21 protein-coding genes are annotated in these 24874 nt (G+C 67.5%); 11 read left to right on the forward strand and 10 right to left on the reverse strand.

Going from position 1 to position 24874, the window contains the following annotated elements:
- Positions 1-69: 69 nt before the first annotated feature.
- Positions 70-273, reverse strand: coding sequence for a cold-shock protein (locus V8690_RS25280; RefSeq protein WP_003992177.1), 204 nt, complete (start codon positions 271-273; stop codon positions 70-72).
- A gap of 319 nt (positions 274-592) precedes the next feature.
- On the opposite strand from V8690_RS25280, the gene V8690_RS25285 reads away from it, so the two are divergent.
- Both V8690_RS25285 and V8690_RS25290 read left to right on the forward strand, forming a co-directional pair.
- Positions 593-1441 carry a menaquinone biosynthesis protein gene (locus V8690_RS25285; protein WP_338782333.1) on the forward strand — a complete coding sequence of 283 codons (849 nt, stop codon included), beginning with the start codon at positions 593-595 and terminating at the stop codon, positions 1439-1441.
- 93 nt (positions 1442-1534) lie between these two features.
- Positions 1535-3286, forward strand: a complete 1752-nt coding sequence (locus tag V8690_RS25290; RefSeq protein WP_338782335.1) for a protein kinase — start codon at positions 1535-1537, stop codon at positions 3284-3286.
- A gap of 281 nt (positions 3287-3567) precedes the next feature.
- Here the strand turns inward: V8690_RS25290 and V8690_RS25295 are convergent, their stop codons facing one another.
- A complete protein-coding gene (locus tag V8690_RS25295) occupies positions 3568-3732 on the reverse strand; it encodes a hypothetical protein (RefSeq protein ID WP_338782338.1) in 165 nt (54 codons plus the stop codon).
- A 239-nt stretch (positions 3733-3971) separates the two neighbouring features.
- Here V8690_RS25295 and V8690_RS25300 point away from each other — a divergent pair, with 239 nt between their 5' ends.
- Together V8690_RS25300 and V8690_RS25305 are read left to right on the forward strand one after the other, a co-directional pair.
- A complete protein-coding gene (locus V8690_RS25300; protein ID WP_338782340.1) occupies positions 3972-6323 on the forward strand; it encodes a PQQ-binding-like beta-propeller repeat protein in 2352 nt (783 codons plus the stop codon).
- A 98-nt stretch (positions 6324-6421) separates the two neighbouring features.
- Positions 6422-10903 carry an FtsK/SpoIIIE domain-containing protein gene (locus V8690_RS25305; protein ID WP_338782342.1) on the forward strand — a complete coding sequence of 1494 codons (4482 nt, stop codon included), beginning with the start codon at positions 6422-6424 and terminating at the stop codon, positions 10901-10903.
- Here V8690_RS25305 and V8690_RS25310 read toward each other — a convergent pair.
- Both V8690_RS25310 and V8690_RS25315 read right to left on the reverse strand, forming a co-directional pair.
- Entirely contained in the window at positions 10882-11187 is a 306-nt protein-coding gene (locus V8690_RS25310; protein WP_338782343.1) for a hypothetical protein, read from the reverse strand. The two genes, V8690_RS25305 and V8690_RS25310, sit on opposite strands and share 22 nt — an antisense overlap.
- 189 nt (positions 11188-11376) lie before the next feature.
- Positions 11377-11637: a WXG100 family type VII secretion target gene (locus tag V8690_RS25315; RefSeq protein WP_003992186.1), complete on the reverse strand. Its 261-nt coding sequence runs from the start codon at positions 11635-11637 to the stop codon at positions 11377-11379.
- A 204-nt stretch (positions 11638-11841) separates the two neighbouring features.
- Between V8690_RS25315 and V8690_RS25320 the strand changes: the two genes are divergently transcribed.
- Genes V8690_RS25320 through V8690_RS25330 form a run of 3 tightly spaced genes read left to right on the forward strand, consistent with a single transcriptional unit; the run spans position 11842 to position 13598 of the window.
- Positions 11842-12102, forward strand: a complete 261-nt coding sequence (locus tag V8690_RS25320) for a hypothetical protein (protein ID WP_338782347.1) — start codon at positions 11842-11844, stop codon at positions 12100-12102.
- A 37-nt stretch (positions 12103-12139) separates the two neighbouring features.
- Positions 12140-12979: a hypothetical protein gene (locus V8690_RS25325; RefSeq protein WP_338782348.1), complete on the forward strand. Its 840-nt coding sequence runs from the start codon at positions 12140-12142 to the stop codon at positions 12977-12979.
- 16 nt (positions 12980-12995) lie between these two features.
- Positions 12996-13598, forward strand: a complete 603-nt coding sequence (locus V8690_RS25330) for a hypothetical protein (protein WP_338782349.1) — start codon at positions 12996-12998, stop codon at positions 13596-13598.
- A gap of 22 nt (positions 13599-13620) precedes the next feature.
- Here V8690_RS25330 and V8690_RS25335 read toward each other — a convergent pair whose 3' ends face one another.
- Positions 13621-15057 (reverse strand): PE-PGRS family protein, encoded by a 1437-nt coding sequence (locus tag V8690_RS25335; RefSeq protein WP_338782351.1) that lies wholly within the window; start codon positions 15055-15057, stop codon positions 13621-13623.
- Positions 15058-15237: 180 nt separating this feature from the next.
- Positions 15238-15687 (reverse strand): hypothetical protein, encoded by a 450-nt coding sequence (locus V8690_RS25340; protein WP_338782353.1) that lies wholly within the window; start codon positions 15685-15687, stop codon positions 15238-15240.
- Positions 15688-16568: 881 nt separating this feature from the next.
- Between V8690_RS25340 and V8690_RS25345 the strand changes: the two genes are divergently transcribed.
- From V8690_RS25345 to V8690_RS25355, 3 genes are all read left to right on the forward strand, one after another.
- Positions 16569-17087, forward strand: coding sequence for a hypothetical protein (locus V8690_RS25345; protein ID WP_338782355.1), 519 nt, complete (start codon positions 16569-16571; stop codon positions 17085-17087).
- Positions 17088-17159: 72 nt separating this feature from the next.
- A complete protein-coding gene (locus tag V8690_RS25350; RefSeq protein ID WP_338782356.1) occupies positions 17160-17972 on the forward strand; it encodes a hypothetical protein in 813 nt (270 codons plus the stop codon).
- Between the two features lie 128 nt (positions 17973-18100).
- Positions 18101-19318 carry a mucin-2 gene (locus V8690_RS25355; RefSeq protein ID WP_338782357.1) on the forward strand — a complete coding sequence of 406 codons (1218 nt, stop codon included), beginning with the start codon at positions 18101-18103 and terminating at the stop codon, positions 19316-19318.
- A 529-nt stretch (positions 19319-19847) separates the two neighbouring features.
- Here V8690_RS25355 and V8690_RS25360 read toward each other — a convergent pair.
- The 4 genes from V8690_RS25360 to V8690_RS25375 form a co-directional block, all read right to left on the reverse strand.
- The gene (locus V8690_RS25360; protein WP_338782358.1) at positions 19848-20405 is read right to left on the reverse strand and encodes a DUF3093 family protein; all 558 of its coding nucleotides are present in this window, start codon (positions 20403-20405) and stop codon (positions 19848-19850) included.
- Positions 20406-20535: 130 nt separating this feature from the next.
- Positions 20536-21564 carry a hypothetical protein gene (locus V8690_RS25365; protein ID WP_338782360.1) on the reverse strand — a complete coding sequence of 343 codons (1029 nt, stop codon included), beginning with the start codon at positions 21562-21564 and terminating at the stop codon, positions 20536-20538.
- Entirely contained in the window at positions 21552-22208 is a 657-nt protein-coding gene (locus V8690_RS25370) for a hypothetical protein (RefSeq protein ID WP_338782361.1), read from the reverse strand. Before V8690_RS25370 ends, V8690_RS25365 begins: the two co-directional genes overlap by 13 nt.
- Before the next feature lie 197 nt (positions 22209-22405).
- Positions 22406-22531, reverse strand: a complete 126-nt coding sequence (locus tag V8690_RS25375) for a hypothetical protein (protein WP_338782363.1) — start codon at positions 22529-22531, stop codon at positions 22406-22408.
- 401 nt (positions 22532-22932) lie between these two features.
- Between V8690_RS25375 and V8690_RS25380 the strand changes: the two genes are divergently transcribed.
- Positions 22933-24858 (forward strand): glycosyltransferase, encoded by a 1926-nt coding sequence (locus V8690_RS25380; RefSeq protein WP_338782365.1) that lies wholly within the window; start codon positions 22933-22935, stop codon positions 24856-24858.
- Positions 24859-24874 lie beyond the last annotated feature (16 nt).

Consider the following 24874-nt stretch of genomic DNA (forward strand, 5'->3'; position numbering starts at 1 on the left):
GAGGGGCGTACGGGCGAAAAGGCAGGAGCCCCGCTGCCTGACGGCGCGGGGCTCCTTGGGTACTACTGATCAGACCGGCGTGACGTTCTCAGCCTGCGGGCCCTTCGGACCCTGCGTGACATCGAAAGACACCTGCTGGTTCTCCTCGAGCGAGCGGAAGCCGCTCGCGTTGATCGCGGAGTAGTGGACGAAGACGTCGGGGCCGCCGCCCTCCTGGGCGATGAAACCAAAGCCCTTTTCGGCGTTGAACCACTTCACGGTTCCGGTAGCCATAAGCCCTCCTTGGGCTCAAAAGGGTTGCCCTGCTCCAGAACCAGCAAGTGTGAAGATGAATTCTGCACAACTGCATACGTCTGAGAATGACGAGAGCCCGCGGTCACATGCTCCGCAGGCTCTGTACTGCAAGGGAAACCAAACTGCAACTTGCGACGAGCCTAGCACGCAGGACCCCGAATGCAATAGGGGTCAAGATCACGTCACCCGAACGTTTGAACATCACCCGCCGACTGGCGGTGAAGGCGCCGGCCGCCGGTCACGGGCCCACTGCAGGGCCGGACGCGGGCCCGTACGCCATGAGGGCTAGCCTCACGATGTGGACAATCCTCGCACCCGGCCGCGCGTCGGCCACATCCAGTTCCTGAACTGCCTGCCCCTGTACTGGGGGCTCGCCAGAACAGGCACGCTCCTCGACTTCGAGCTCACGAAGGACACCCCGGAGAAGCTCAGCGAGAAGCTGGTGCAGGGCGAGCTCGACATCGCCCCGATCACCCTGGTCGAGTTCCTCAGGCACGCCGACCAACTGGTCGCCTTCCCCGACATCGCCGTCGGCTGCGACGGCCCGGTCATGTCCTGCGTGATCGTCTCGCAGGTCCCGCTGGACCGGCTGGACGGCGCCCGCGTCGCCCTCGGCTCGACCTCCCGCACCTCCGTCCGCCTCGCCCAGCTGCTCCTCGCCGAGCGCTACGGCGTACGGCCCGACTACTACACGTGCCCGCCCGACCTCAGCCTGATGATGCGAGAGGCCGAGGCGGCCGTCCTCATCGGCGACGCGGCACTGCGCGCGAACATGCTCGACGGGCCGCGTTTCGGCCTGGACGTGCACGACCTGGGCCAGCTGTGGAAGGAGTGGACCGGGCTGCCGTTCGTCTTCGCGGTCTGGGCGGCACGCCGCGACTACCTGGAGCGTGAGCCGGTCCTCACGCGCAAGGTGCACGAGGCCTTCCTCGCCTCCCGCAACCTCTCCCTGGAGGAGGTCGACAAGGTCGCCGAGCAGGCCGCCCGCTGGGAGGACTTCGACGAGGAGACCCTCGCCCAGTACTTCACGACGCTCGACTTCCGCTTCGGCGGCCCGCAGCTGGAGGCGGTCGCCGAGTTCGCCCGGCGGGTCGGCCCGACGACCGGCTTCCCCGCGGACGTGAAGGTGGACCTGCTCCAGCCATGAGCGGGCCGGTGCTCCCGCACTACTCTGCTGAGGAGTGCGCGCGTACGGGGGCCGGTAAGGGCCTGCGGGCGCCTTTGGGGGAGGGGTGACGCCATGCGGCCGCTCGAAGTCGACGAACCCACCGTCGTGGGGCCCTACCGGCTGCTCGGCCGGCCCGGCTCCGGCGGCATGGGCCGGGTCTACCTGGGCCGCAGCGCCGGCGGCCGTACGGTCGCGGTGAAGATCGTCCACCCGCACTTCGCGCAGGACGAGGAGTTCCGCGCCCGCTTCCGCCGCGAGGTCGACGCCGCCCGGCGGGTCGGCGGCGCCTGGACGGCACCCGTCCTGGACGCGGACCCGGAGGCGCGGGTGCCGTGGGTGGCGACGGCGTACGCGGCGGGCCCCTCGCTGTCGGCCGCGGTCGCCGAGGGCGGCGCGCTGCCGCCCCACACCGTACGGGTGCTGGGGGCCGGGCTGGCCGAGGCGCTGGCGGCGGTGCACGAGCTGGGCCTGGTGCACCGGGACGTGAAGCCCTCGAACGTACTCCTCACACTCGACGGACCGCTGCTGATCGACTTCGGGATCGCCCGGGCCACGGACGGTACGGCGTCCCTGACGTCCACCGGCGTGTCGATCGGCTCGCCCGGCTACATGTCGCCCGAACAGATCCTCGGCAAGGGCGTCACGGGCGCGGCGGACGTCTTCTCCCTCGGCGCGGTCCTGGCCTACGCGGCGACCGGCGAACCGCCCTTCCCCGGCAACTCCTCAGCGGCCCTGCTCTACAAGGTCGTCCACGAGGAGCCGGAACTCGGCGGCCTGGACGGCCAGTTGCGTGACCTCACGGCAGCCTGCCTGACGAAGGACCCGGGCGCGAGGCCCGCCCCCGCCGAAGTGGCCGGGCGGCTGGCTCCCGAGGGCGCTGCCCGGCTGGTGGCGGGCGGGTGGTTGCCCGGGGCGCTGGTGGAGCAGGTGAGCCGGAGCGCCGTGCGGTTGCTGAATCTGGAGGCGGCGGGTTCGCAGGGCGTGGGGCTGTCGGGCCCGGTCGGTTTCAGCAGCCCGTCCGTGGCCGCGGCCGGGGCGGAGGGGGCCCAGGCCGTGGGGCCATCGGCTCCGGCGCAGGCAGTGGAGCCATCGGCTACGGGCCCAGCCGGGGCCGCGAGCGCCGGCGTGTTCGGACCACCGCCGCTGATGCCCCCGCCCACAGGCGCCTCCGCCGCCGTACCCGCACCGCGGGACGGCGACCCGCAGGACCCGACCCCGCCCGCCGGCCGCCGCCCCGGCAAGGTCTCCGTCTCCGTCGCGGCGACGTCCACGCCGGAGGACGGCGGCCGGGTGCGGAGGCTGAGCTGCACCGTGGCGCTGGCGGTCGCCGGGGCGATGGCTGCCGTGACGATCGGCTCGGTGTTCGTCTTCGATCTGCTGCCGGGTCGGGCCCCCCACGACGACACGAACGACTCCGGCGCGGGCCCCGGCTCTCCACCACCCGCGGCGACCGCGAGCTCCGCACCTTCCGGTGCGGTGCCCGCCGCCTACCTCGGCACCTGGGAGGGCCAGGGCAGCGCCCTCGACGGCAGGCTGCCCCTCGGCACGTTCCGGATCACCGTCGAACGGGCCACCGTCGGCCAGGAGTTGGGCCGACTCCGCCAGATTGACCAGATCGGCGGCGTCTGCGTCGACGTACTCACCCTGAAGCAGGTGACGAAGAAGGAACTCGTCGCGACGTCGGTCGGCGCGAAGACCAACCACAGCGGCTGCAACCCGGCCCCCACGACCGTACGCCTCACGCCGGTGGGCGACGACCTCCAGTACCGGTCGGAGAGCGAGGAGTCGGGGCGTCCTCAGGCCCGGATGTCGAAGGTGCGGTAGCAGACGACCTGCGGACGTGCCGGGCGAACAGGCCGATGAGGAGCGTGATCACTGCGAGGGTGGCGGCCAGGCCGACGGCCCACAGCCACGGGTAGTGCACATGCACCCAGCAGGGCCCGCCCTCGCTGTAGCAGTCGGAGTCCCAGTCGCGGCGCCGCTTGGGCCGTACGGTCGTGCCGATCGCCCCGGCGACCAGATGCCCCGCGGCCGGCCCGGGCAGCGAGGCGGCAGCCCAGGCCAGCGAACGTGGCTTGCTCTTCCCAGTTCATCCAGGTCAGAGGTCAGACCCAGGCGAGGAAGACCAGCGGTACCAGGGCCCCCACGGTGGCGGCGAAGGCGTACGCACCGCCGGGCCACGCGGGCGCGACGTCGCTCCACAGCTCGTGGCCCCAGTACATGTCGAAGAGGACCAGCGGCATCAGCAGGACGACGAAGCCGGGGGGCACCACGCAGCCCCAGGCACAGCCCCAGTCCCCTTCTTCGCCTCATCGGCGTTCGGCCGGCCGGTCCGGTGCTCGTACCGCAGCGCGGCCCCCGCCGCCTTCCTCCGCCTCGGCTTCGCCGAACTTCCGCTCATGGCCCCTGACTCTCGCCTTGCTCAAGCGGTCACTACTGTGTCTGCGATAGCGAACACCATCAGATGCGATCAGCACACCACAACGTGTGACACGGGGAAGGCCAACAAGTGGAGACGCTGCAGCCGGACGATCCAACGGAGTTGGGCTCCTTCCGTCTCCTGCGAAGACTCGGCGCCGGCGGCATGGGCCGCGTCTATCTGGCCCGTTCGCCCGGTGGCCGTACCGTCGCCGTGAAGGTCGTACGTTCGGACCTGGCAGCTGATGGCGACTTCCGTGACCGCTTCCGGCACGAGGTCGAGATAGCCAAGGCAGTCTCCGGCCGCTTCACCGCCCCTGTCGTGGACGCCGACCCGGACGCGCCGCTGCCGTGGCTGGCGACGTCATACGTGCTCGGTCCGGATCTCACGGACGTGGTCGCCGCGCACGGTGCGTTGCCGGAGCGGACCGTGCGGGCACTGGCCGCAGGCCTCGCCGCTGCCCTCCAGGAGGTTCACGCGGCGGGGCTGATCCACCGGGACCTGAAGCCGTCGAACGTTCTGCTGGCGGCAGACGGCCCGCGCGTCATCGACTTCGGAATCGCGCGCGCGGTGGACGGAAACCGTATGACACAGACGGGAGTCGTGGTCGGCTCACCCGGCTACATGTCACCGGAGCAGGCGCTCGGCAAGGATGTCGGTGCGGCGGGTGATGTCTTCTCGCTGGGTGCCGTGCTCGCGTTTGCCGCGACCGGCAGGGGCACGTTCGGTCACGGAGCCGTCTCACACGCCTCGTTGCTCTATCAGGTCGTGCACGGCGAGCCCGATCTGGAGGGCGTACCGCAGCAACTGCTGGGCCTCGTGCGCGCCTGTCTCGCGAAGGACCCGGCGCATCGACCGGCGCCGTCGGAGATCGTGACGGCACTCGCACCACAGGGCGTCGGGGGTGTCCTCAGCGACTGGCTGCCGTCGGCGGTAGCCTCGACGATCGCCACGCATGCGGCCGGAATACTGGACTTGGAGGCACCGCAGCAGCCTCAGACTCCGGTTGCTGCGTCCTTCGGGCCCGCACCGGCGATGGCGGGTGGGACCGCGGCGTCGGCGAGCACACCGACGCCGGGCTACGGGTATCCGCCGGCCTCTGGACATGTCGGCACCCCTGCGGCTGCCTACGGCACCCCGATGCCGGGCTACGCCACCCCGCCGGGTGACGCGCAGACCCCGGGACACGGGACGACCACGCCGGCGCTCGCCACCGCCTCCACCGCTCCCTCCCGCCGCCGCGTCCTCGGTCTTGCACTCGGCGGGGCCGCCGCCGCGGCTGTGGCGGGTGGGGCCGCCGCTTGGTGGATCGGCCAGGACGGTGACACCTCCGGCACGGCGACCGGCACGAGTGGCGTCGACGGTTCCGCGCAGCCCGTCGAGGAGAAATTCACCACCCCGCCGGCCGGAGTCGCTCCCCAGCCGCTGTGGCACGAGCAGGCGGCGGAGGACAGCACCACCACGGACGTACCGCTCCTCATCCATGACGGCCTCCTCCTGGTCAGCGGCGATCCCCTGGTGGCGTACGACGTGAAGACCGGGAAGAGCCGTTGGTCGAAGCCTGACGTCTGTGCTCCCGGCTCCCAACTCCTGTTCCGTGACGGCAAGGTGTTCCTGACCGATGGCGGCGCCGAGGGAGTCCTCGTCGCGCGCGATGTGAAGACCGGCGAGGAGGTGTGGCGCAGCCGCCTCGGCAAGCAACTCGGCATCGAGGGCACCATCGCCATCGATGACAAGAACGTGTACGTCACGGTGACCGACTACACCCGAGCCGCGAGTGCCACCGAGTACCGCACGGCCGTCGCCGCAGTCAGTCACAGCACCGGTAGAAAGGTGTGGCTGCAGCACCGCGACTGGGGCACGAAGGACTACGACGTCCAGGGCACCGTCTCCGGCAAGTACCTCGTCTACACGGACTCCAACTACAACCTCACCGTGCGCGACACCGCGACCGGTGACCAGTTGTGGACCCAGAAGATCGGCGACGACTGGGCCTGGCAGCCGACGGTCGCGAACGGCCTCGTCTTCCTTCCCGGCGAGGAGCTCACGGCGGTCGACGCGGAGACAGGCCGTACACGGTGGACGCTTTCACCCAAGGGGCGCCGCGGCTTCAACAACCCCGCCGTCATCGACGGCGTGCTCTATGCCAGCGACTACGACCGCGGCGTATGGGCCGTCGACGTCAAGAGCGTCAAGCGGCTCTGGCTGTGTGAGGACCAGGACCGCGGCGGGCCGGAGACCTTCGTGAGGGTCGGCACGACGCTGTACTGCGCCTCCGGACCGCTGTCGGGGGGCGTCATCGCCCTTGCGGCCAAGAACGGCAACGTGCGCTGGACCTGGACCGACGACAAGGACTCCGGCGTTCCGTGGCAGATGGCCCACGCCGGAAACCGGCTGTTGGTGACGAACGGGCCGGAGATATACGCGATGCCGGCGGTCTGACACCGGGGCGCTGAGGAGCGGGGCCGGGGACTGCCATAGTCTCCGTTAGCTGAAGGCAACGAACGTGGCCACAGGGGCCGACGGGGAGGATGACCACCATGCGGATGCTGGTCACGGTCGTACGCGAAGGCGGTGAGCCGGAGGACGTCGTCATCACAGCCGACGACACCGCCACGGCAGGTGATGTCGCGGAGGCGCTGGCGCAGGCCGTCGGACAAAGCGTCGCCCCGCATGGCGGTGGGACGGGGAACGTCGTGGCGCTGCCCGGCACCTCACTGGCTTCGCTGCCCGGTTACGGGACGGCGGTGACCGGAGCGCCGGCGCTGTGGGCCGATGGTGTGCTGTGCGATCCAGCGGCACCGGCGGCCGGCGTCCTGCGGGACGGCATGCGCGTCTCCGTCGACGGCTCGATAGGCCCGCTGCTGCGCAAGGGCGAGCCAGTCGGACAGTACGAGTTGCGGGTGGCCGGCGGTCCCGGTTCCGGGCGGGTGGTCCGGCTGGGTGTCGGCGCGGCCACCGCGGGATCGGCACCCACGTGTTCGCTGCCGTTGGCGGATGCCTCACTGTCGCCGATCGTCCTCCGGCTGACGGTCGATCTCCAGGGTAACGTCGTGCTCACGCCGGAGGTCGGCGCCGACATCCGGCTGAACGACGACCCGGTGACGGCCGGGACTCCTTGGCCGCTCGGCGGTGTCGTACGGGTCGGCGACTCGCTGCTCGTGCTCGACAAGGTGGCCGAGCCGGACGCGCACCTGGCTCCGATGAGCGAGGGCGGTCTCGCCTACAACCGCCCTCCTCGGCTGTCGCCGCTGCGGCCTCGGCGGAGACTGGCCGTGCCGGTGCCGCCCACCAAGGGGGACCGCGCGCGTTTCCAGTTCATCATGGCGTTCATGCCCATGCTGTTCGGGCTGGCCATGTACTTCTTCACCAAGCAGATCTACATGCTGCTGTTCTGCCTGATGAGCCCGCTCATGATGCTGGGCCAGTGGATCAGTGAGAACCGCGAGGGCAAGAAGAAGCACAAGACGTCCCTCAAGCAGTACAAGAAAGACCTCGCGGCTCACGAGGCCGAACTCGTCACGCTCAGCAAGGAAGAACAGCGGGCCCGGCGCGAGGACAACCCCGACCCGGCCGAGATCCTCCTCTACGGGACCGGCCCCCGCCGCCGCCTGTGGGAGCGCCGCCTCACCGACCCGGACGCGATGCAACTGCGTATCGGGCTCGGCGCCCTGCCCTCCGACGTGGAACTCGTCTTCGCACGTGGCTCCTCGTCGCACGACGAGGAGCCCCCGGAACCCCCGCTCCTTCCGGATGTCCCCGTTACCCTGCCCTTTGCCCGGCTCGGCGTGGTCGGCATCGCGGGGGACCGAGCCCGCGCCCTCGCCACCGCGCGCTGGCTGAGCGTGCAGGCCGCCGTGCTGCACAGCCCCCGAGACCTGTCACTGGTGTCGCTGGCCGCGACACCCGCCGCCGGCGCCGAGTGGCACTGGGCACACTGGCTGCCCCACACCAACCCCGACGAGGGGCAGGACTGCGTCGCTCTGGTCGGCTTCGACTCGGAGGGCATCAGCCGCCGAGTCAACGAGCTTTTGCACGAGCTGGCTCGACGCAAAGCAGCCCGCGAGCAGCACAACATGACAGGCCAGCTGTATCCGGACGCCAACGTGCTCCTGATACTCGACGGGGCACGGCTGTTGCGCCGCGTACCCGGCGTCCCGCAACTCCTGACCGAGGGCCCGCAGTACGGGATCTTGGCCCTCTGCATCGACGAGGACGAGCGGCTGCTTCCCGAGGAGTGCAAGGCCGTCGTGGCGTGGTCGCCGGACGCGGCCCACCACGTCCGGGTGCGCGGCTACGGTCTGGAGGCCGTCGGCGACGTCCTGGCTGACCAGGTCCCCTACGAATGGTGCGAACTCCTGGCCCGTTCCCTCGCCCCCGTCCGCGACGTCAGCCGCGACGACGCCGATTCCGCCCTGCCCACCTCGGCCCGGCTGCTGAACCTGCTGAACATGCCCAACCCGGCGGGCGTCGACGTGGAGCGCAACTGGCAGGCGGGTGGTTCGACCACGTCCGCACCCATCGGTGTCGCTGCCGACGGCGTATTCGTCCTGGACATCCGCCGCGACGGGCCGCACGCCCTGGTCGCCGGTACGACGGGTGCCGGTAAGTCCGAACTCCTGCAGTCGATCATCGCCTCGCTGGCGGTGGCGAATCGCCCCGACGCCCTGAACTACGTCCTCATCGATTACAAGGGCGGCAGCGCCTTTATGGACTGCGCTCGCCTGCCGCACACCGTCGGTATGGTCAGCGACCTCGATGCCCACTTGACCGAGCGGGCCCTCGCCTCGCTCGCCGCCGAGCTGCATCGCCGGGAGCGGATCCTCCTCGACGCCGCCACCAAGGACATCGAGGACTACAACGACACCCGCAAGCTCCGTCCCGAACTGGAGCCGATGCCCCGGCTGGTCCTGGTCATCGACGAATTCGCGTCCCTGGTAGCGGAATTGCCCGACTTCATCGCAGGACTGGTCGACATCGCACGCCGAGGCCGCTCTCTCGGCGTGCACCTGATTCTCGCAACGCAGCGTCCCGCGGGTGTGGTGAGCGCCGACATTCGGGCCAACACCAACCTCCGCATCGCCCTACGAGTGACGGATGCCGCCGAGTCGATGGACGTCATCGACGCACCGGACTCGGGCGCGATCTCCAAGTCGACGCCGGGCCGTATGTACGTCCGTTCCGGCGCCCAGTCCCTGGTCGGTGTGCAGTCGGCCCGTATCGGTGGCCGTCGCCCGGCCACGGGTCAGACGGGGCCAAAGGCCACGCTCATCCCCTTGCCCTGGAACGCCTACGCCCGCCCGCTGCCCAAGCGGGAAGAGGCCGAGGACGACGGCACGATGGTCACCGACCTGGCCGTCCTCGTGGACGCGGTGCGCGACGGTGCGGAGCGGATGGGCTTCGGCGAACAGCGCAGCCCGTGGCTTCCGCCTCTGGCGGAGTCCGTCACGCTCGACGAACTGTCCATGCACGGCGGCGTACCGGCCACCGCGCCTGGCGACGACGTGGCCCCGATCCCGTACGGCCTGGTCGACCTGCCGGCGAAGCAGACCCGCATGCCGGTGTCCTTGGACCTGGTGCACGGCGAGCACACCCTGCTGCTCGGTGGCGCTCGCTCCGGCCGCTCGACGGCACTGCGCACCCTCGCCGGCTCGCTGGCCCGCAACACCTCACCGCACGATGTGCACGTCTACGCCATCGACTGCGGCTCCAACGCCCTGCTGCCGCTGGTGCGTCTGCCGCACGTGGGCGCCGTCGTGACACGCGACGAGCCTGACCGGGTCCGCCGGCTGATCCAGCGCCTCCAGGTGGAGGTGGCCCGCCGTCAACAACTGCTGGCGATGGAGGGCGCTTCGAGCGCAGCCGAGCAGCGCGCAGGAGCCTCTCCGGAGGAGCGCCTGCCCTGGATGGTTCTGCTCCTGGACAGTTGGGAAGGTTTCGCGTCGACCTTCGAGAACTACAACTATGGCCAGTTGCTGGAAGCGGCCCAGAGACTCTTCCGTGAGGGCTCCGCAGCGGGACTGAAGGTCGTCATGACGGCCGACCGAAGTGGTCTGAGCGGTCACGTCTCCTCGTCCTTCGCCGACCGACTCGTCATGCGCTTCGCCGACCCGAACGACTATTCAACGGCCGGTCTCCAGGCCCGCGAGGTTCCGAAGAACATGCCGCCCGGGCGCGCCCTGCGTATCACGGACACGGGCGTGGACGAGACGCAGATCGGTCTGCTGGCGCAGGACCCGGCCGGCCAGGCACAGGTCCGCGCGCTCCGCGAGATCGCGGAGGAGGCGCGAACGCGCTACGGCCGCATGCCGGCGGGCCGCCGCCCCCTGCGCGTCGACGCTCTGCCGACGCGCATCACAGCGTCGGAGGCGATGGCCCTGGACCCGGACTTCGTGCCGCCGTCGCCGCTGTGGGCGCTGGTCGCTGTGGGAGGGGACGAACTCCACCCTATCGGCATCGACTTGGAGGAAAACGGGCCCGGGTTCGTCATTGCGGGCCCGCCGAAGTCCGGTCGTTCGACTGCCCTGCTGTGCGCGGCCGAGTCCCTTCTGCGAGCAGGCACCCCCCTGGTGATCGTGACACCTCGCCGGTCCCCGTTGCGGGAGCTCGAGGGCCGAGACGGGGTCCTCGGCATGCTCAACGCGGAGAGCTCAGGGGACGACTTGGAGGAGATTCAGGAACAGCTCGACGGACGGCCGTACGTCGTCGTGGTCGACGACGCGGAACTTCTCTACGACGCGCCCCTGGACGAACCCCTGGAAGGCGTCATCCGTAAGGGAGCAGATGGCGGCGTGGGCCTGCTCGCCGCCGGCACGACGGACTCACTGTCCAGCCAGTACCGGGGCTTCGCAGTCGAGGCCCGCAAGTCCCGCAACGGCATGCTGCTGACGCCGCAAAGCACGTCGGACGGCGAGCTGTTCGGCATCCGGCTGCCTGCGAACAGTGGGGGCGGGGCAGCGGGCAGTGGGTTGTTCGTGGCTGGCGGGGCGTTCGTGCCGGTTCAGGCCGTGATGAACTCGTAAAACGCGCAAAGGCTCCCGCTCAATGAGAGGGAGCCCCGCATCGCCGTCGGCGCGTTGGCCACCGCGATTGCCATGGCAAGGTTCTTGACGAGATCAGGATCCATGCCGGCGTAGAAGGCTGAGGTGTAGTCCGGATCCCTGCTGCGTTTGGCCAGTTCTTCGGCGATGCGGTGGAACGCGGGGCCTGCCCCGTCAGGTCCCATGTCCGCGAGTCTGTCAGCCTCATTGGCGAGCTTCTCGCCCTCTTCGTGCGCCTGCTTTACGGTCCACACCGGCTCGCGCATCTGAACCATGGGGGGCTTGGGCCCCACGCCCAGGGATTCCGTGGAGGGCCGCCGTTGATAGGCAATGGTTGCCCGCCGGAGCCCTCTTTGAGTCCTGCTGAAAAAGCCGCCGGGGGCACCCCGTACGAGGTCCAAATGACCTCGAAGGAATGCCCCGGCAGGCTGTGGCATCCGCGCGGCCGCGTCGGCTCAGGTGGCACGCTCGATGTTGTCGGCGCTGGTGTTGGCCGACTTGCTGGCCTCGTTCAGCGTGTCGACCCACTTGTCGAACGTCGGCTTCACGTCGTGCCAGTCGTTCCGGAACCGGTCGGCCTTGGGGCCCTTCCAGTAACCCGAGCTCTGGCTGGTGGCCGTCTCCAGAGCCTTGATGAGGCCCTGGAGGTCGGTGGCCTTCTTGCCGAAAAGCTTGGACAGCTCCCGAAGCTGAGTGAGATCTGCACCGCGATCCATGGCGATCCTCCCCGTGTCACGTAGGTAAACGGACTATCCGTTCGCAGCAAGGGACGCTACCGCACCAGCCGTAGTTGCAGTCCAGCGCCTTCGGAGATCAGAGTTTCGTGTGAACAAGTGGTGTTCACCTGGGTCAGGAGCTCGATCAACGTCTACACGGAGCGTCAGTATGCTGGAGAGCCTGGGACAGCGGGGGAGGCTGCTATGGCAAATCCTGACATACAGGAACTTAACCAGCGGGCCAGCCAGCTGAGGTCGCTGGCCGACCACATCGATTCACTTGTCGATGCCGCCAGGAAGCACAGCACCACCGGGATGAAGACCTGGTCGGGCCCCAACGCGGACGACGTGCGCGGGCGGCTCAAGAGCTGGCAGACGACGTGCAGCACGGTCGCCAAGGCGCTGCGCGACGAAGCGCACAAGTGCACGCAGGACGCCAAGGACCTGAAAGACGAGAAGAAGTAGCGGGCGCTCCCCGCTACGGCGAGAGGAACCTGTACCAGTGCCCTCGTACGACAGCTCCCGGGCCCGTTTCCGGCTGGCCGACCGCCACATCGCTGTGTTCGCACACCTTCTGGACGGTGAGACGCCGCCTGAGGAACTGTGGGAGTCGCTGGTCGAGCTCCAGCGCATCGGCCTGGTCGGCGAAGAGGGAGAACTGGCTCCGGTTCTACGCGAGCCGCTGGGCGCCCTGGCCGACCCGATGGTCATGATCCAGGTGGAGATCACGGGCGAGCACGGCGTGGTCAACCACGGTGTGGTCGTGGGCCAGGAGGCAGTGATCTCACACGACGGCTGGCCGGGCGAGGAGGAGTCCGAGTACGTCTCCATCGAGCCGAACACCCTCGTGTGGGAACTGGCCCGCAAGGTCAACCTACACCGCGGGGAAAAGCCGGTGGAAGGCGCTCCCAAGGTGCGAGTCGAGACGACCATGGGCGCTCTGGACGCTGCGTTCGTCGCTCTGGAAGAGCCTGGCGCCGACGACGACACGACCCGCGACCTCGTCCGCAAGGCACTCATTGAGGCGGACACCAAGCTCACAAACCCGGTTCTGGGCCAGTTCCTGGACCTGGTCGTCTCCCTGAACGCCACCTGGCGCATCACCACCGCCTGGGACGGCGAACACGAGGGCCAACGCTCCACCATGGTCCGCGCCCTGGCCGTCTGGGACTGCGGCCCCCTCGGCTACTGGACCCGCGAGCAGCCCGAAGAACCCATCATGCCGGGCCAGGTCGGCCCGGACAGTGCGCTCGTTCTGGTGCAGTCCGACTCCGCTGAGGTTTGGGAAAAACTGACGGATCTGTTGCCGGACAAGGAAGAACTATTGATCGCGGGCGAGTGAGACCGGAGTTTCAGACGTGACCGAGGTAAATCCGCGAGCGAGCCGGCAGCCACTGCGGCGGGGGCCCGGCACGCTGGGGGTCCTCGTCCTTCTGCCCCTGGCGCTGACCGGGTGCGGGTGGCTGGCTCAGCACCAGGGCCCACTGATGTTGGCGGGCGCGTTCCTGGCCGTGCTCTCGCTGGTCGTTGCCTGGATCATGTGTGGTGCCGGACCGGGTGCGTGCGTGGCAGTCTTCGGATTTGCCTTCATGCTCTTTGTGGGGCCGGCCATGGGCGACTACGTCATCAACCAGCGTGGCGTGCGGCACGGCGCGGTGGTTGGCGACGTCAGCACGTACTGGAAGAAGCACGGAGACGGCCGGGCGTGCACCGTCGTAACAACCGATACCGCGAAGCCCGACGCCCATGAGGTGGACGACCCCGACGGCTGTGACGACGACCTCAGGGAGGGGCAGAGCGTCACTTTGGTGCTCGATCCAGAGGGTTGGCTGAAGCCGCGTTTGAGCAGTAGTGTCAACGGCGTTGCGCCATACCTGGTCTGGACGTCCGCAGGGCTGCTCACCGTGACCGAAGGTTCTGTATTGTACGGGCGGCTTCGACGGCGAAGGCCGCGGGCTTAGCCCTCAGCCCCTGAGCGGGAAGTCAGAACCAGTTCATCGGATTCGTCTTGGACTTGGCGATGCTCTTCCCCAGGTTTTTTGCCTTGTCACCGACCCAGCCGACCGCCTTGCCGGCGCCCTTCTTGATGTCGTCCCAGTGCTGGACGACCTTCGCGCCGCCGTAGATGAGGCCCGTCCCCACCGCGAGGCCGATGGTGACCGGGTTGGGGGCGACCATGGCCGCCGTGAGGGAGGCGTTGAAGCCGACCTCGGCGACATCGGCGACGTAGGCGGCGCCCTTCTTCTTGAATGCGTCGACGGGGTTGCCCTGCGAAATGACGTTGGCGGCACTGAAGCCGGTCGACAGGACACCGCCTACGATGCCGGCGCCGCGCAGGAACCCGGCGGTCTTGGCAGCGGCGCCGAGGCCGGTGCGCAGGGCCCCTGCGCCTCGTGCGGCATTCGTGGCCTCCGCCACGGAGTTGGCGAACCGCTGGCTGTTCGCGGCCTTGGTGAACACCTTGATCAGGTTCGCGTTGCCCGCGCGGACGACAGCCTGGCCGGAGTGCGTGAAACCGCCGTACAACTTGGCCGCCTGGTCGGACCCGACCAAAAAGTCGATGACGCCGTTGGCGCGAAGGGTGTTCATCAAGGGCGTGGCACGCACCCAGTTGTAGCCCTGGCCGATCAGGTCTCCGCGAATGCCGCTGGTGAGGGGGATGCGGGAGAGGCTCTGATAGGTGGTGCTCCGACCGAAGAGCGAGCCGAGTTGACCGGGCAGCCAACTGCCCGGCGCGCTCAGTGAACGCAGCTTCGGAGTCCACTTGATCAGGCCATTGCCCGCAGACCGTATGAGTCCGCTCTCGGAGCCGCGCAGGACCACGCCGAGCCGTGTCTTCCAGGCCCGAAGGGCGCCCGTCTTCAGCGAGTTACCCAGCAGCACCTTGGTCAGTGACGTGCCCTGGAGGGTGACGACGGCCGTGGCGGCGGTGACGGAGCCCCAGTCGCCGTACAGGCCGATCACGGAGGCGATCGTCGCTTCGTGCGGCTGGAGCCCGGGTATCTGGGCTATGGCGTGAGCCTCCAGCCGCTGAATCCAGTCCGCCAGCGACTCGTCGGGCTGTCGCTTGAACTTGTAGGCGTTCGGATCGTCGCTGGCCGCGACGGAGTTGGCCAGGAGGAGAGCGTCGGGGCCGAGACCCTCGCTCTTGTACTTTTCGATCTCCTTGGGGCTGAACCCGGCCCACATGAGTCCGGCTTGGGGGTCACCGCTCTCCAACCGGGCGAAGACGGCCCGCTTGCGCAAATCCGGTGCCGTGTCCTTGGCCCAGCCGCGCAGAGGCTTGAGTGAGGTCAACTTGCTCGTGACGCCCAGCCTGGAGGCTCTGGTGAATGCCTCATCCAGTCCGTCCTGGACCCCGCCGCGCCCGTCGAGCAGCTTCGCGAGCTGGTCCAGGTCGTCCGGATTGACCGTCCTCATGCCCACGTTTCATATCCCCTGAGCGTGTGTCCGGAACCAGCCAGTCACGGCTGTGAAGTCGCTGCTCCAGGATATGGACGAGGCTTCCCGTGAGATCGTTGGATCACCATCTGTTTACCGTATGCAAACGCATTCTTAAGGGAAGCTTCCGCCCTGACTGGGCACGCTCTGCGGCTCTGCTCAACCGGTACGCAGGAGCGCATATGCGAAGACGAGGCGCCGGTCCAGCCACGCGGCCCGGACCAGGAACCTGCGGTCACCCTCGGAGGTCAGGACGAGTTCGTCACCGGCTTTCCACTCGAGGACTCGCGACTTGGCCGGCTGGTCACCGCCCTCCGCCCCCATGTCGGCGACGGCTTGGACGACGCCCAGCAGCATCTTGCCCGCGCCGCGCTGGACCATCTCCTTGGGACCGCCCTTCGCCCACTCCGCGCTGGTCACGATCTCGGGGTGCCCTGGCTGGACGATGCGCCAGGTCGGCTTCAAGGCGTGCTTCAGCGGAGCGATGCGCTGAATCGTCCCGATGACCTGCCCCTGCACGTCACGCACCGCGTAGTGACGTCGGCCCTCGACGTCCTGCGGCTCGTCGATGGAGCAGAGCAGCCTGCTGCCTTCCGCGTCCTCGAACAAGCGCCGATCGTCCGCAGCCGACGACTGCGGCGGAAAGAAGGCACAGGGTGCGTTGACGCGTTGGACACCTGAGCCCTGCGGGACCCTGAAGGCACGGAGACCGAGTGCGGCCCGCTTGCGCTGCCCTGCGGCAGGCCGTTCCTCGTCGGTGATGGCGAATTCCCAGACGTCCGTCCAGGGGACGACGTGGATGGGAGGTTCGTCTGCGTGCCTGTTCTTGCCGAACACGGTGCCTCTCCGGGTCATGGGAATGGGTTCTGACCATAATTGCAGCCGGTGAGATCGTGGTCGGCGCCCAGATCCTCCCTGGCGGGTAGCCGGCCGCCATGACGTGCACGTTGACGGGTGGTGCCTGCCGTTTATCCTGACTGATCCCCAGCGCTGCTGAGAAAAGATGCGAGTGTGGTGTTGGGTCCTTCCGTAGACGTAGGGAATCTCCTCAACCATCACATGGCCGCCATGATCCGCGCGCCTCTTGATCGCTCAGACTGCCCTTACGTAAGACGATTATGCCCTGTTGCAGTCCCGTGACGATGAACCTGTGCACAGGGGGAACAATCAGGGATTTTTCTGTGATGCCGACCGGCTGGCAGTCGAGATACTGTGCGCAGGTACATCCGTTATCACCCGCTAGTCACCATAAGGCCCTGGTTTTGGCGCGTCTGTGGCCATACGAGTCAGGTTGACTCCATGTTGGGGTGAATCGGGCGCGCTCCGAGGTGGCGCCGCCAAGACGCCTCGATTGTCCTTGCTTTACAGTGGCTTTGCGTGAGCCGCTGCGGTCGGCCAGGGCTCAGGTGAAGAGGGAAAGGGAAGGCCCTATGGGTGGAGTCACGTTCGAGCTGCAGCGGGCGACGTCCACGCGAGGACCCCGTGGTGACGTGTACCTCTGGGTAGGCCACGTGGAAGGCCTCGGTCGAATCGAGCTCGCCTTTCCGACAGAACACAGTGACTACCCGTCGGAGTACTGCGAGGTGGCGGTGAGCGGCGAGAACTTGCCGCTCGTTACTTACCTCGGACTCCGGTACCTCCGCCGGCCGCTCTTGGCCAGGGGTGAATTGCGCGTGGACTGGGATCCTGCGGATCTCTCCCGGAACGTGTGGTGGCCAGGGAAGAACGGGCGTGCCCTCCGGATTGGAGTCAAGGGGCGGACGTACACCTATGCCGAGCGGCATGGCAAGCGGAGTCATGCGCTGAGCCGCCCAGGCGTCAGTGTCTACATGACGCGTTCCAGCTGGAGGAACCCCGGCACCATTTTGGGTAGTTGGAGCGGCGAGGTGGATGCCCTCGATATTGGTGTCGCGCTCGTCCTCGAGGGCGTCTACACGCGAAACTTGTCACTGTCGGGTGCAATGATCTCGCTGCCGGGGCGCTTCCTGAATAGGTTTAATGATCTCTAATTGACCCAATTACTCTCGTTCTATCATAGAATTTCATTCAGTGATCTTCAACTTCTCAGGGGGACAAGAAGAATGCCTTCCGTGGATGCGGCCCGGCGTCGGCTGCGGCTGTCTGATGCTCATGTAAGTGTGCTCGGACTACTTGTGGAGGAAGGCCAGGTTCCAGATGAATTGACGCGGGCGCATGACGAACTCCGGGAGGCGGGCATCGTCGAGGCTGACGGCAAGATTTCGGCCGACCTCTACCCGCTCGTTTCAACGCTCATGGAGCCGCGCGTCATTGTCCGGGTCGAGACCACCGGTCCTCAGGGCGTCACGCGAAGCGGGGCCGTCGTCGGCGACGACTTCATCTTCACGCACGAGAGCTGGCCTGGGGAGGCCGAGTCCGAGTATGTACCCGCCGAGCCCGAGACGCTCGTCTGGGCCATGAGCAGGATGGTGGACCTGCACCGGGACTTCATGGCCGAGGTCGACTCCGGCGAGTTGATCGTCTCGACGATGGGCATGCTCGACCAGGTGCTTGAGCGCATGGAGAACAGCGAGTTCGAAGAGTTTATGGCCGTGGCGGAGGCGACCGGTTGCCCGTCACGGCTGGCCGAGGTGCTGGCCCAGCTGAATTGCATGTGGCGGATGACCGTCGTGTGGAAGGGTGCAGAGGAGAAACGCGGCGAAGGCGGGCTTGCCGTCTCCGCTTTGGCGGTTTGGGACTGCGGCCTGGAAGGTTACTGGTTGCGTGAGATGCCCGCCGAGCCGATCCTCGACGGTCAGGTGGACAGCGATAGTGAGCTGCGAGTCCGACGCACCTCGGCCAAGGAACTCTGGCAGCTGATCGCTGATCTACTCCCGGACGGCTCGCAGATCGCCGCCCAGCCGCAGTCCGTCTGAGGACGGCTTCCGCCCGGGGCCTGGGGCTCGCTCCCCTTTCCTCCCGGCGCTATCCGTCTTCCGGTATGTATTTTTGCACGCAGCGCAGTACTTCATTACGGGGAATAATGAGCGACAGTTCCAAGCGCATGGCCAACCCGGACGGCCTCGAACACCTGGCCAAGCTATTCGACGGCAGAGGGAATCTACGCGACCGGCTGGATGAGGCATTCACCCGAGCCTCTCGCCTCGGTGTGACGGATAAGCTGAGCTCTCTGAGGCCCTTGCAGAATTGGGCCGATGACACGGCGGTCGACTTGCGGCGGCGTGCGGCCATTCTGCGGGCCGAGAACGGGGATCCCAAGGCTGCGGCGCTCTATGCAGGTTTCAAGCCGGAGGAACTGAAGGGTGGGAACCTGTCTCCGGACGCCATGCTAATCGCTAACGCGGCCGTTGCGAACAGTGGTAAGTTCGACCCCAGTTGGCTGAAGCGCAAGCCGGGCGAGACGTACCAGGACTGGCTGCAGCGCATTCCCGGGGACGCCGTTTCCAAGGTCAGTGGCAATGAGAACCTCGGTGAGGTAGTCGGCGATTACATCCAGCTCACCGCAATGGCCTCGACCGTCCCGGGCGCCTTCAAGATGGCGGCCGTGGGAACGCTGCATCTGATCAAGTACTTCAAGAACGGCACATTCCTGAAAGCACCGGGCACGACACTCGCTCAGATCCTCAAAGGTCGGGCCCCTTCCTACATTCCGGCCCGGATCGCTCAGCTAGGCGCGCAGATCGGTAGGACCACGCCCACCGTTGTCCTGGACGTCCTCACTGGATCCGACAGGCTCGCCCAGATTCACGGTGGAAGGCTGTGGGCCTGGGAGACTAATCTCCTCAAAGCTGGCAAGAGCGCTGGCACAGCCGCACGGGTGGCTGGGGCGAGCCGTCTAGGTGCCTTCGCCTCTGGGGCGGGGACGGCTCTGCGCACTGCTGGCTGGTGGCGGGCGGCTGGCGTCGGTGGTAGCGCCGTGGCCACGGTCGTTGGTGCCGTCGACGTCATTCAGGAAGGGAACCCCGTCGAGGCCTTCAAGCGGGACAAGGCGGGATACGTTTCGAAGGTGTCGGGTGTGGCCTTCAACGCCTCGCTCACTGCCGCCATGGTTGCGCCCAATCCGGTGACAATTGGGGCGGCCGTTGTCACAGGCGCGGTCTACGGCGTTGCGACCATCGTCGACAACTGGGAAACCGTCAAAACGTTCCCCGGTAAGGTGGCTGACGCCGGACACTGGGCTGGTAAAAAGGTCGGCGAGGGGGCGGGGAAGCTCGTCGACGGGGCGAAGACGTTGGGCAGTGCCCTCAACCCCTTCGACTGACCCATTGCGATGCTGAAGCCGAGGTACAGTGACGGGCGGTTTCTCGCTCGCGCTTGGAGCATCGTGGTGCACTTTTCATGGCTATAAACCTCCGGTTTGGGCTAGCCGAGCTTGGCTGACCGCGCCGCCGCAGCGGCACGGTCGACGGCCTTGTGGGCGTCAGCTCCTCGGCTGGCTAGTTCTCGGAGAACTCCTTGTGTACTCAGGCCCGGCAGGGAACCGTTCTCGAATCCAGCTTCTTAGTGGAGCGGTGCCGGCGCAACCACTGCGGCTCGCTGATCAGCTATGCGGTCCAGGGCGCAGAGTGCGCAGCACCCCCAAAATCGACACGGACGCCGTAGCGGTGGGCCTGCCGCCAGCTGTCCACCGAACTTTCGCTGATCCCGGACACCTCGGTCGCCTGCCGGTACGCACGTGCCTTGCCCGATTTCAGCGCGACCACCACCCGTAGCCGGATCACTCCCGCGCGGCAGGCGCAGGCCGACGCGCACCATCAACCTGGGTCGCACCCGGCCAGCGAGCAGGCAGCTCAACCGTTTCGGCCCAATTTGTTGGCGCTGTTACTAGCTTTGGTGCTTGTAGCCTGCCGCAGTGCGGCGAGGAAGGCGGCTCGGTCGCGGGTCGCGATGGAGAGTTGCCCGCCTTGCCGGGTGCGGATCACGACCGTACTCATACCCATGGGGACACCCCAACCACCGCCTACGAGGCGGGGAGTGCCGCCCTGGTCGGTGGAACGAGGCCCAGGAAGAGGCGCGTTGATCGTGGCCAGCGACCTGGCGTGCCGCTGCGCAGCTGTGTGCACATCGAGGGCGGCTGCCTCGATGGAGGCGGGGTCGAGGCCTGCGAGAGGGATGTGCTCGCGGCCGACGCGCAGTTTTTGCGCGTCGATCTGGATTCGGTGGTAAATGAACTTAGAGATCGGAACTGCCAGGCAGGGCAACAACACCAGAAGGAACAGCGCGCACAGACCGAGCCAGAGCCCGATATCGTCGGGAATTGTGTCGATGCCCATGTATCCAATGCCGGCCAGGTAGGCGGCGATGCATAGCACGGACCAAGTCTTGGGCATCTTCTCGGTGTAGAGCATGCTTTTCTTTCTGAGTCCTTGACGAGGGCTCATCGGTGTTCAACCCTGTATCCATACGCTTTACGAAGTGTTGAGTTTGATTGCTCTCATGCTGATGGGCATGAGAGCTCAGCAGCGACAGTGCTAGGTATCAGCGGTTGACGGCTTGGATTTCTTGGACGGTCACGTCCTGGTCATTGCCGAAGGTCCCGTCGGGCAGGTCGCCGCCCGCGCCGCCGGTGCCTGTCCAGTCGATTTCCCAGGTAACCGTGGCCTGGAGCTTGAAGGTGCCGTCGCCGGAAGAGCGGAGGTACTTGAGGCCGCACGGCGGGGTCTGGTTGGCCTTGCCCTTGGCGTACGGCTCGCCGATCGAGCCGTCGTCGTTAATCGTGCACTCACCGGAGACTGGATAGGTCTCGGCATCGGGTGTACCGGGCTCTAGTTTGAGGGAGACCGGCCTGGCGGTGGTGGTGGCCTGGATGTTGAGGCCGCCCACGATGAGCGCGGCAGTGACGGAGACCTCCTTGAACCTGGCCTTGTCCAGCCAGGCCCAGGTGGCGAGGTTGACCTTGGTGGTCGCCTCGGGGGCGAGAGTCACTTCGGTGGTCGGCAACTGTATGCGGTTGTAGGCAAGTTCGGCGAGGACGCGCGGGCTGACCGCGTTCTCGACCGGTGGGGCGGCACCGTTCTCCACCCAGAAGGGCTGCTTGTCGCAGAGCTGGGCCTCGGGCTCCGTCCAGCGGTCTTCGTCGCGGACGGCGACCCACCAGTTGCCCTCGTCCTTCTTGTCGAGGTTGTAGTTCTTGTACTCTCCATCCTTGTACTCATTGCGGAACTCACCGACGGCGGCCTTGGCATAGCTGTGCTGGCCCGGAGTGTTGACCGTCTCGTCATACATGTTCTCGACGTACTTCGAGAATTCGTCCGCGGAGCGCGGTTCGTACCAGCACGCGGGTGGGGTCCAGTTGCTCACAAGAGTGACGTTTCCTTTGCCGCTGCCACCCGTGGTGGTGCTTGTGTATCTGATCACGGAGACGAGGTCGCTCCCGGACCTATTGCCGCTGGTATCGACCTCGGCCTCGGACGCGCCAGGGCCCTTTGCCTGTGCGGTGCCGGCGATCATCCCGAAAGCAACGGCGAAAGCACTTGCTGCGGTTATGCCACGGCTCAGGACGTGCACGTCTTGTCCCCTCTCTTTGACAGCACCTCCGTGGTCTGCCAGACCCCCTTGCTGTTCTTCTTGAGCTGCGTGCTGTACGTAACGTACGGACTCTCATCAGGAGGGGACTTGTCCACTTTTTCGGTCTTGCGGTCCTTGTTGTAAGCCTTGCTCTCATCAGCGCAGTAGACGACCGCGGCCGTGTCACTGTCGGCGACCTTGACGTTCGGGTCGAAGTAGCGCGTAACGCCCGTCCACGTGAGGTCCTCGTCAAGCCAGGCCTTGACCCACTTCTGGGCGCTCACGAGTGCTTTGCCCTGGCGGTAGTACGCGAGCGTCGCCGAGTTCGTGTCGCCCCGCAGGATTGCGTCATCCACTGCGCTCACCGTCTGGGCCACGTCGGAGAGCACCGTATCCTCGGTCGGATCACCCGTCCTCCAGTTCTCGAACTTGTTCTCCACGCCCTTGGGGAACGTGATCTTGGGCCTGTCGGCTGGACCAGAGGCACCAGTGCTCGGTGAAGCCGAGGTCGCCGTGTCGCCCGTATCGGCCCCGGCAATCTTGTCGTTGCTCTTAGAGCTGTCGTCCCCGCTGCCGCAGGCTGTCAAGAGCAGTGCTGCTGTCGCAGCCAGCGCGGCAGCGACGGGCGAAGGGCGGCGCTTCACAGTGGCTCTCCCCGTGAGACAGGAATCAAGTCAAGAGCACTGACGCTATCGGTGAGGTTCTCGGTTTCGCCAGAGCGAACTACCCGGGGACCGGGAGCAATTCGGGCTTATGGGGTTTACCGGTGCCTGTTTTGTGTCCCGATCGCGGTCCAGGGACGACAGCCCCGGAGCCAGGCCTGCCGCCCCCGAGGCTGTCGCTACCCCTGGTTCCGTTTCGCTATCGCACCGCGCTGCACCTCGGGCACGCGCAGGGTGGGTGCGCCGATCACGGGCTCGGCCGGTCCGCCGGCCACGATCTCCGTCCTGCCGCGGTCCTCGGTCACGGTGCCTCGGCGTCAACCTTTGAGAGTCGCCGTTCCCCCCATACAGCCAGCACTCAGAAACTACACTCCCGCCCCATGCGTAACTCCCGCACCGTCAACGCCAAGGCAGCGCCCGTCTCGTACGGAAGGCTCCATGGAACGCCCTGGAGAAGACGGTCCGCGGGAGTCGGTGTCTGGTTAGAGCCCGGGGGCGGTGACGGACCCTGACCCCCGCCAAAGCCAAAGCCAAAGCCAAATCCAAAGCCCGAGCCCGAGCCCGTCACAAACAGTCCCGAGACCCCCGCGCCCACTGGCTGTTACTCGCCCTCACCCTCCCCCTCGTCTTCGCCTTCCTGGTCTTCGAGGGCTGGACCCAGCACGAGGTCGACGCCGCGAAGACGCGGACGCCCTGTGCCTCGCCCGTGCCGGAGGCCGTCGCGAAGGGCGGGCCCGTGATCGGGATCAACCGGGACGGGGTCCGGTCCGGTGCGATGCCCGCCCGGACCGTCGCGCTCACCTTCGACGGCGGGCCCGACCCGGTGTGGACCCCGCGGCTGCTGGATCTGCTGCGCCGCCATCAGGCACGCGCGACCTTCTTCGTGCACGGCGCCCGGGCGGCCCGGTATCCGGAGCTGATCCGGCGCATCCGTGCCGAGGGGCATGAGATCGGGTCCAACACGTACACCGGAGCCGTGTTGGGAGAATCGTCCGCGCCCCGCTTCCGGTCCGAGCTCGAACTGACGCAGAGCGCACTGGCCGGCGCCACCGGACTGCGCACCAATCTGCTGCGGATGCCGCGGACCACCACCCCCGACACCCTGTGCGGCCGTGAGTGGCAGGCGGCGCGGCGGGCCACCGGGTACGGGTACGTGCTCGTCGCCGCCGACAAGGGGGCGCGGAAGCCGGCGCAGGGGATCGTGCGGCAGCTCAGCCAGACGGAGAGCGCGTATCTGGAGGCGCGCAGGTTGCTGAAGAACCGGGCCGTCGACCGGTTCACCACCGTCTCCGATGGGCTCGGGCTCGTTCCCTACACGTCCCCGTCCCTCGTCGAGCGGTGGCTGGGGCAGGGGCTGATCCAGGTCACGCGTGTCGGGCAGGCCTTCTCCACCGCCATGATCTGGGTCCTCGGCGTCGCCGGCGGCCTCGGCGTGCTGCGGCTGTTGCTGCTCGCCCTGTTCGCCCGGGCCCATGTGCGCCGGCTGGAGCGGTTCCGGACCGGGGCGCCCTGGATGCGGGAGGTGTCCGGGCCGGTGACCGTGCTCGTCCCGGCGTACAACGAGGAGGCCGGGATCGGGTCGACCCTGCGGTCGCTGCTCGACTCCACGCATCGGGAGCTCCAGGTCGTCGTGATCGACGACGGGTCGAGCGACCGGACCGCCGACATCGCCGAGAACATGGGGGACGCGAGGGTGGAGGTCGTCCGCCAGCCCAACTCCGGCAAGGCCGCCGCCCTCAACACCGGGCTCGCGCACGCGCGGTACGACATCGTCGTCATGGTCGACGCCGACACCGTCTTCGAGCCCGATGCCATCGAACGGATCGTCCAGCCGCTCGCGCATCCCGCCGTGGGGGCCGTCAGCGGCAACACCAAGGTCGGCAACCGGCGCAGTCTGCTGGCCCGTTGGCAGCACCTGGAGTACGTCTTCGGGTTCAACCTCGACCGGCGCATGTTCGAGGTGCTGGAGTGCATGCCGACCGTGCCGGGCGCCATCGGGGCCTTCCGCCGGGACGCGGTGATCGGCGTCGGCGGGGTCAGTGAGGACACCCTCGCCGAGGACACCGACCTGACGATGGCCCTGTGGCGGGCCGGCTGGCGGGTCCTGTACGAGGAGTCCGCCGTCGCCTGGACCGAAGTGCCCACCACCGTCAGGCAGTTGTGGCGACAGCGGTACCGGTGGTGTTACGGGACGTTGCAGGCGATGTGGAAGCACCGCGGAGCTCTCTTCGATGTGGGGCCGGCCGGGCGGTTCGGGCGGCGCGGGCTGACCTACCTCGCGCTCTTCCAGGTCGCCCTGCCGCTGCTCGCGCCCGTCATCGACGTCTACGCCCTGTACGGGGTGCTGTTCCGCGACCCGTGGGAGTCCGCCGCGGTGTGGTTCGCGTTCCTCGGCGTGCAGATCGTCTGCTCGGGCTACGCGCTGAGACTCGACGGCGAGCCGGTCCGGGCCCTGTGGTCGATGCCCTTCCAAATCGTCGTCTACCGGCAGTTGATGTATCTCGTCGTCATCCAGTCGCTCGTCGCGCTGCTGCTCGGCAGCCGGCTGAGGTGGCAGCGGATGAAGCGCTCGGGGACGGCCGCTGAACAGATCGGCGGGCCCGTTCCGTATAGGAGCGTGCCCATGCGTTGACCTCCACTGAACCAGC

This window comes from Streptomyces sp. DG1A-41 (assembly GCF_037055355.1).
In the GTDB taxonomy this organism is placed as follows: Bacteria; Actinomycetota; Actinomycetes; order Streptomycetales; family Streptomycetaceae; genus Streptomyces.

What these genes read in the sequence shown, in the direction of transcription:
- V8690_RS25280 (WP_003992177.1), bottom strand. Translation starts at nt 273, where the DNA reads ATGGCTACCGGAACCGTGAAGTGGTTCAACGCCGAAAAGGGCTTTGGT.
- V8690_RS25290 (WP_338782335.1), top strand. Translation starts at nt 1,535, where the DNA reads ATGCGGCCGCTCGAAGTCGACGAACCCACCGTCGTGGGGCCCTACCGG.
- V8690_RS25305 (WP_338782342.1), top strand. Translation starts at nt 6,422, where the DNA reads ATGCGGATGCTGGTCACGGTCGTACGCGAAGGCGGTGAGCCGGAGGAC.
- V8690_RS25310 (WP_338782343.1), bottom strand. Translation starts at nt 11,187, where the DNA reads ATGCGCGAGCCGGTGTGGACCGTAAAGCAGGCGCACGAAGAGGGCGAG.
- V8690_RS25315 (WP_003992186.1), bottom strand. Translation starts at nt 11,637, where the DNA reads ATGGATCGCGGTGCAGATCTCACTCAGCTTCGGGAGCTGTCCAAGCTT.
- V8690_RS25320 (WP_338782347.1), top strand. Translation starts at nt 11,842, where the DNA reads ATGGCAAATCCTGACATACAGGAACTTAACCAGCGGGCCAGCCAGCTG.
- V8690_RS25335 (WP_338782351.1), bottom strand. Translation starts at nt 15,057, where the DNA reads ATGAGGACGGTCAATCCGGACGACCTGGACCAGCTCGCGAAGCTGCTC.
- V8690_RS25350 (WP_338782356.1), top strand. Translation starts at nt 17,160, where the DNA reads ATGCCTTCCGTGGATGCGGCCCGGCGTCGGCTGCGGCTGTCTGATGCT.
- V8690_RS25355 (WP_338782357.1), top strand. Translation starts at nt 18,101, where the DNA reads ATGGCCAACCCGGACGGCCTCGAACACCTGGCCAAGCTATTCGACGGC.
- V8690_RS25360 (WP_338782358.1), bottom strand. Translation starts at nt 20,405, where the DNA reads ATGCTCTACACCGAGAAGATGCCCAAGACTTGGTCCGTGCTATGCATC.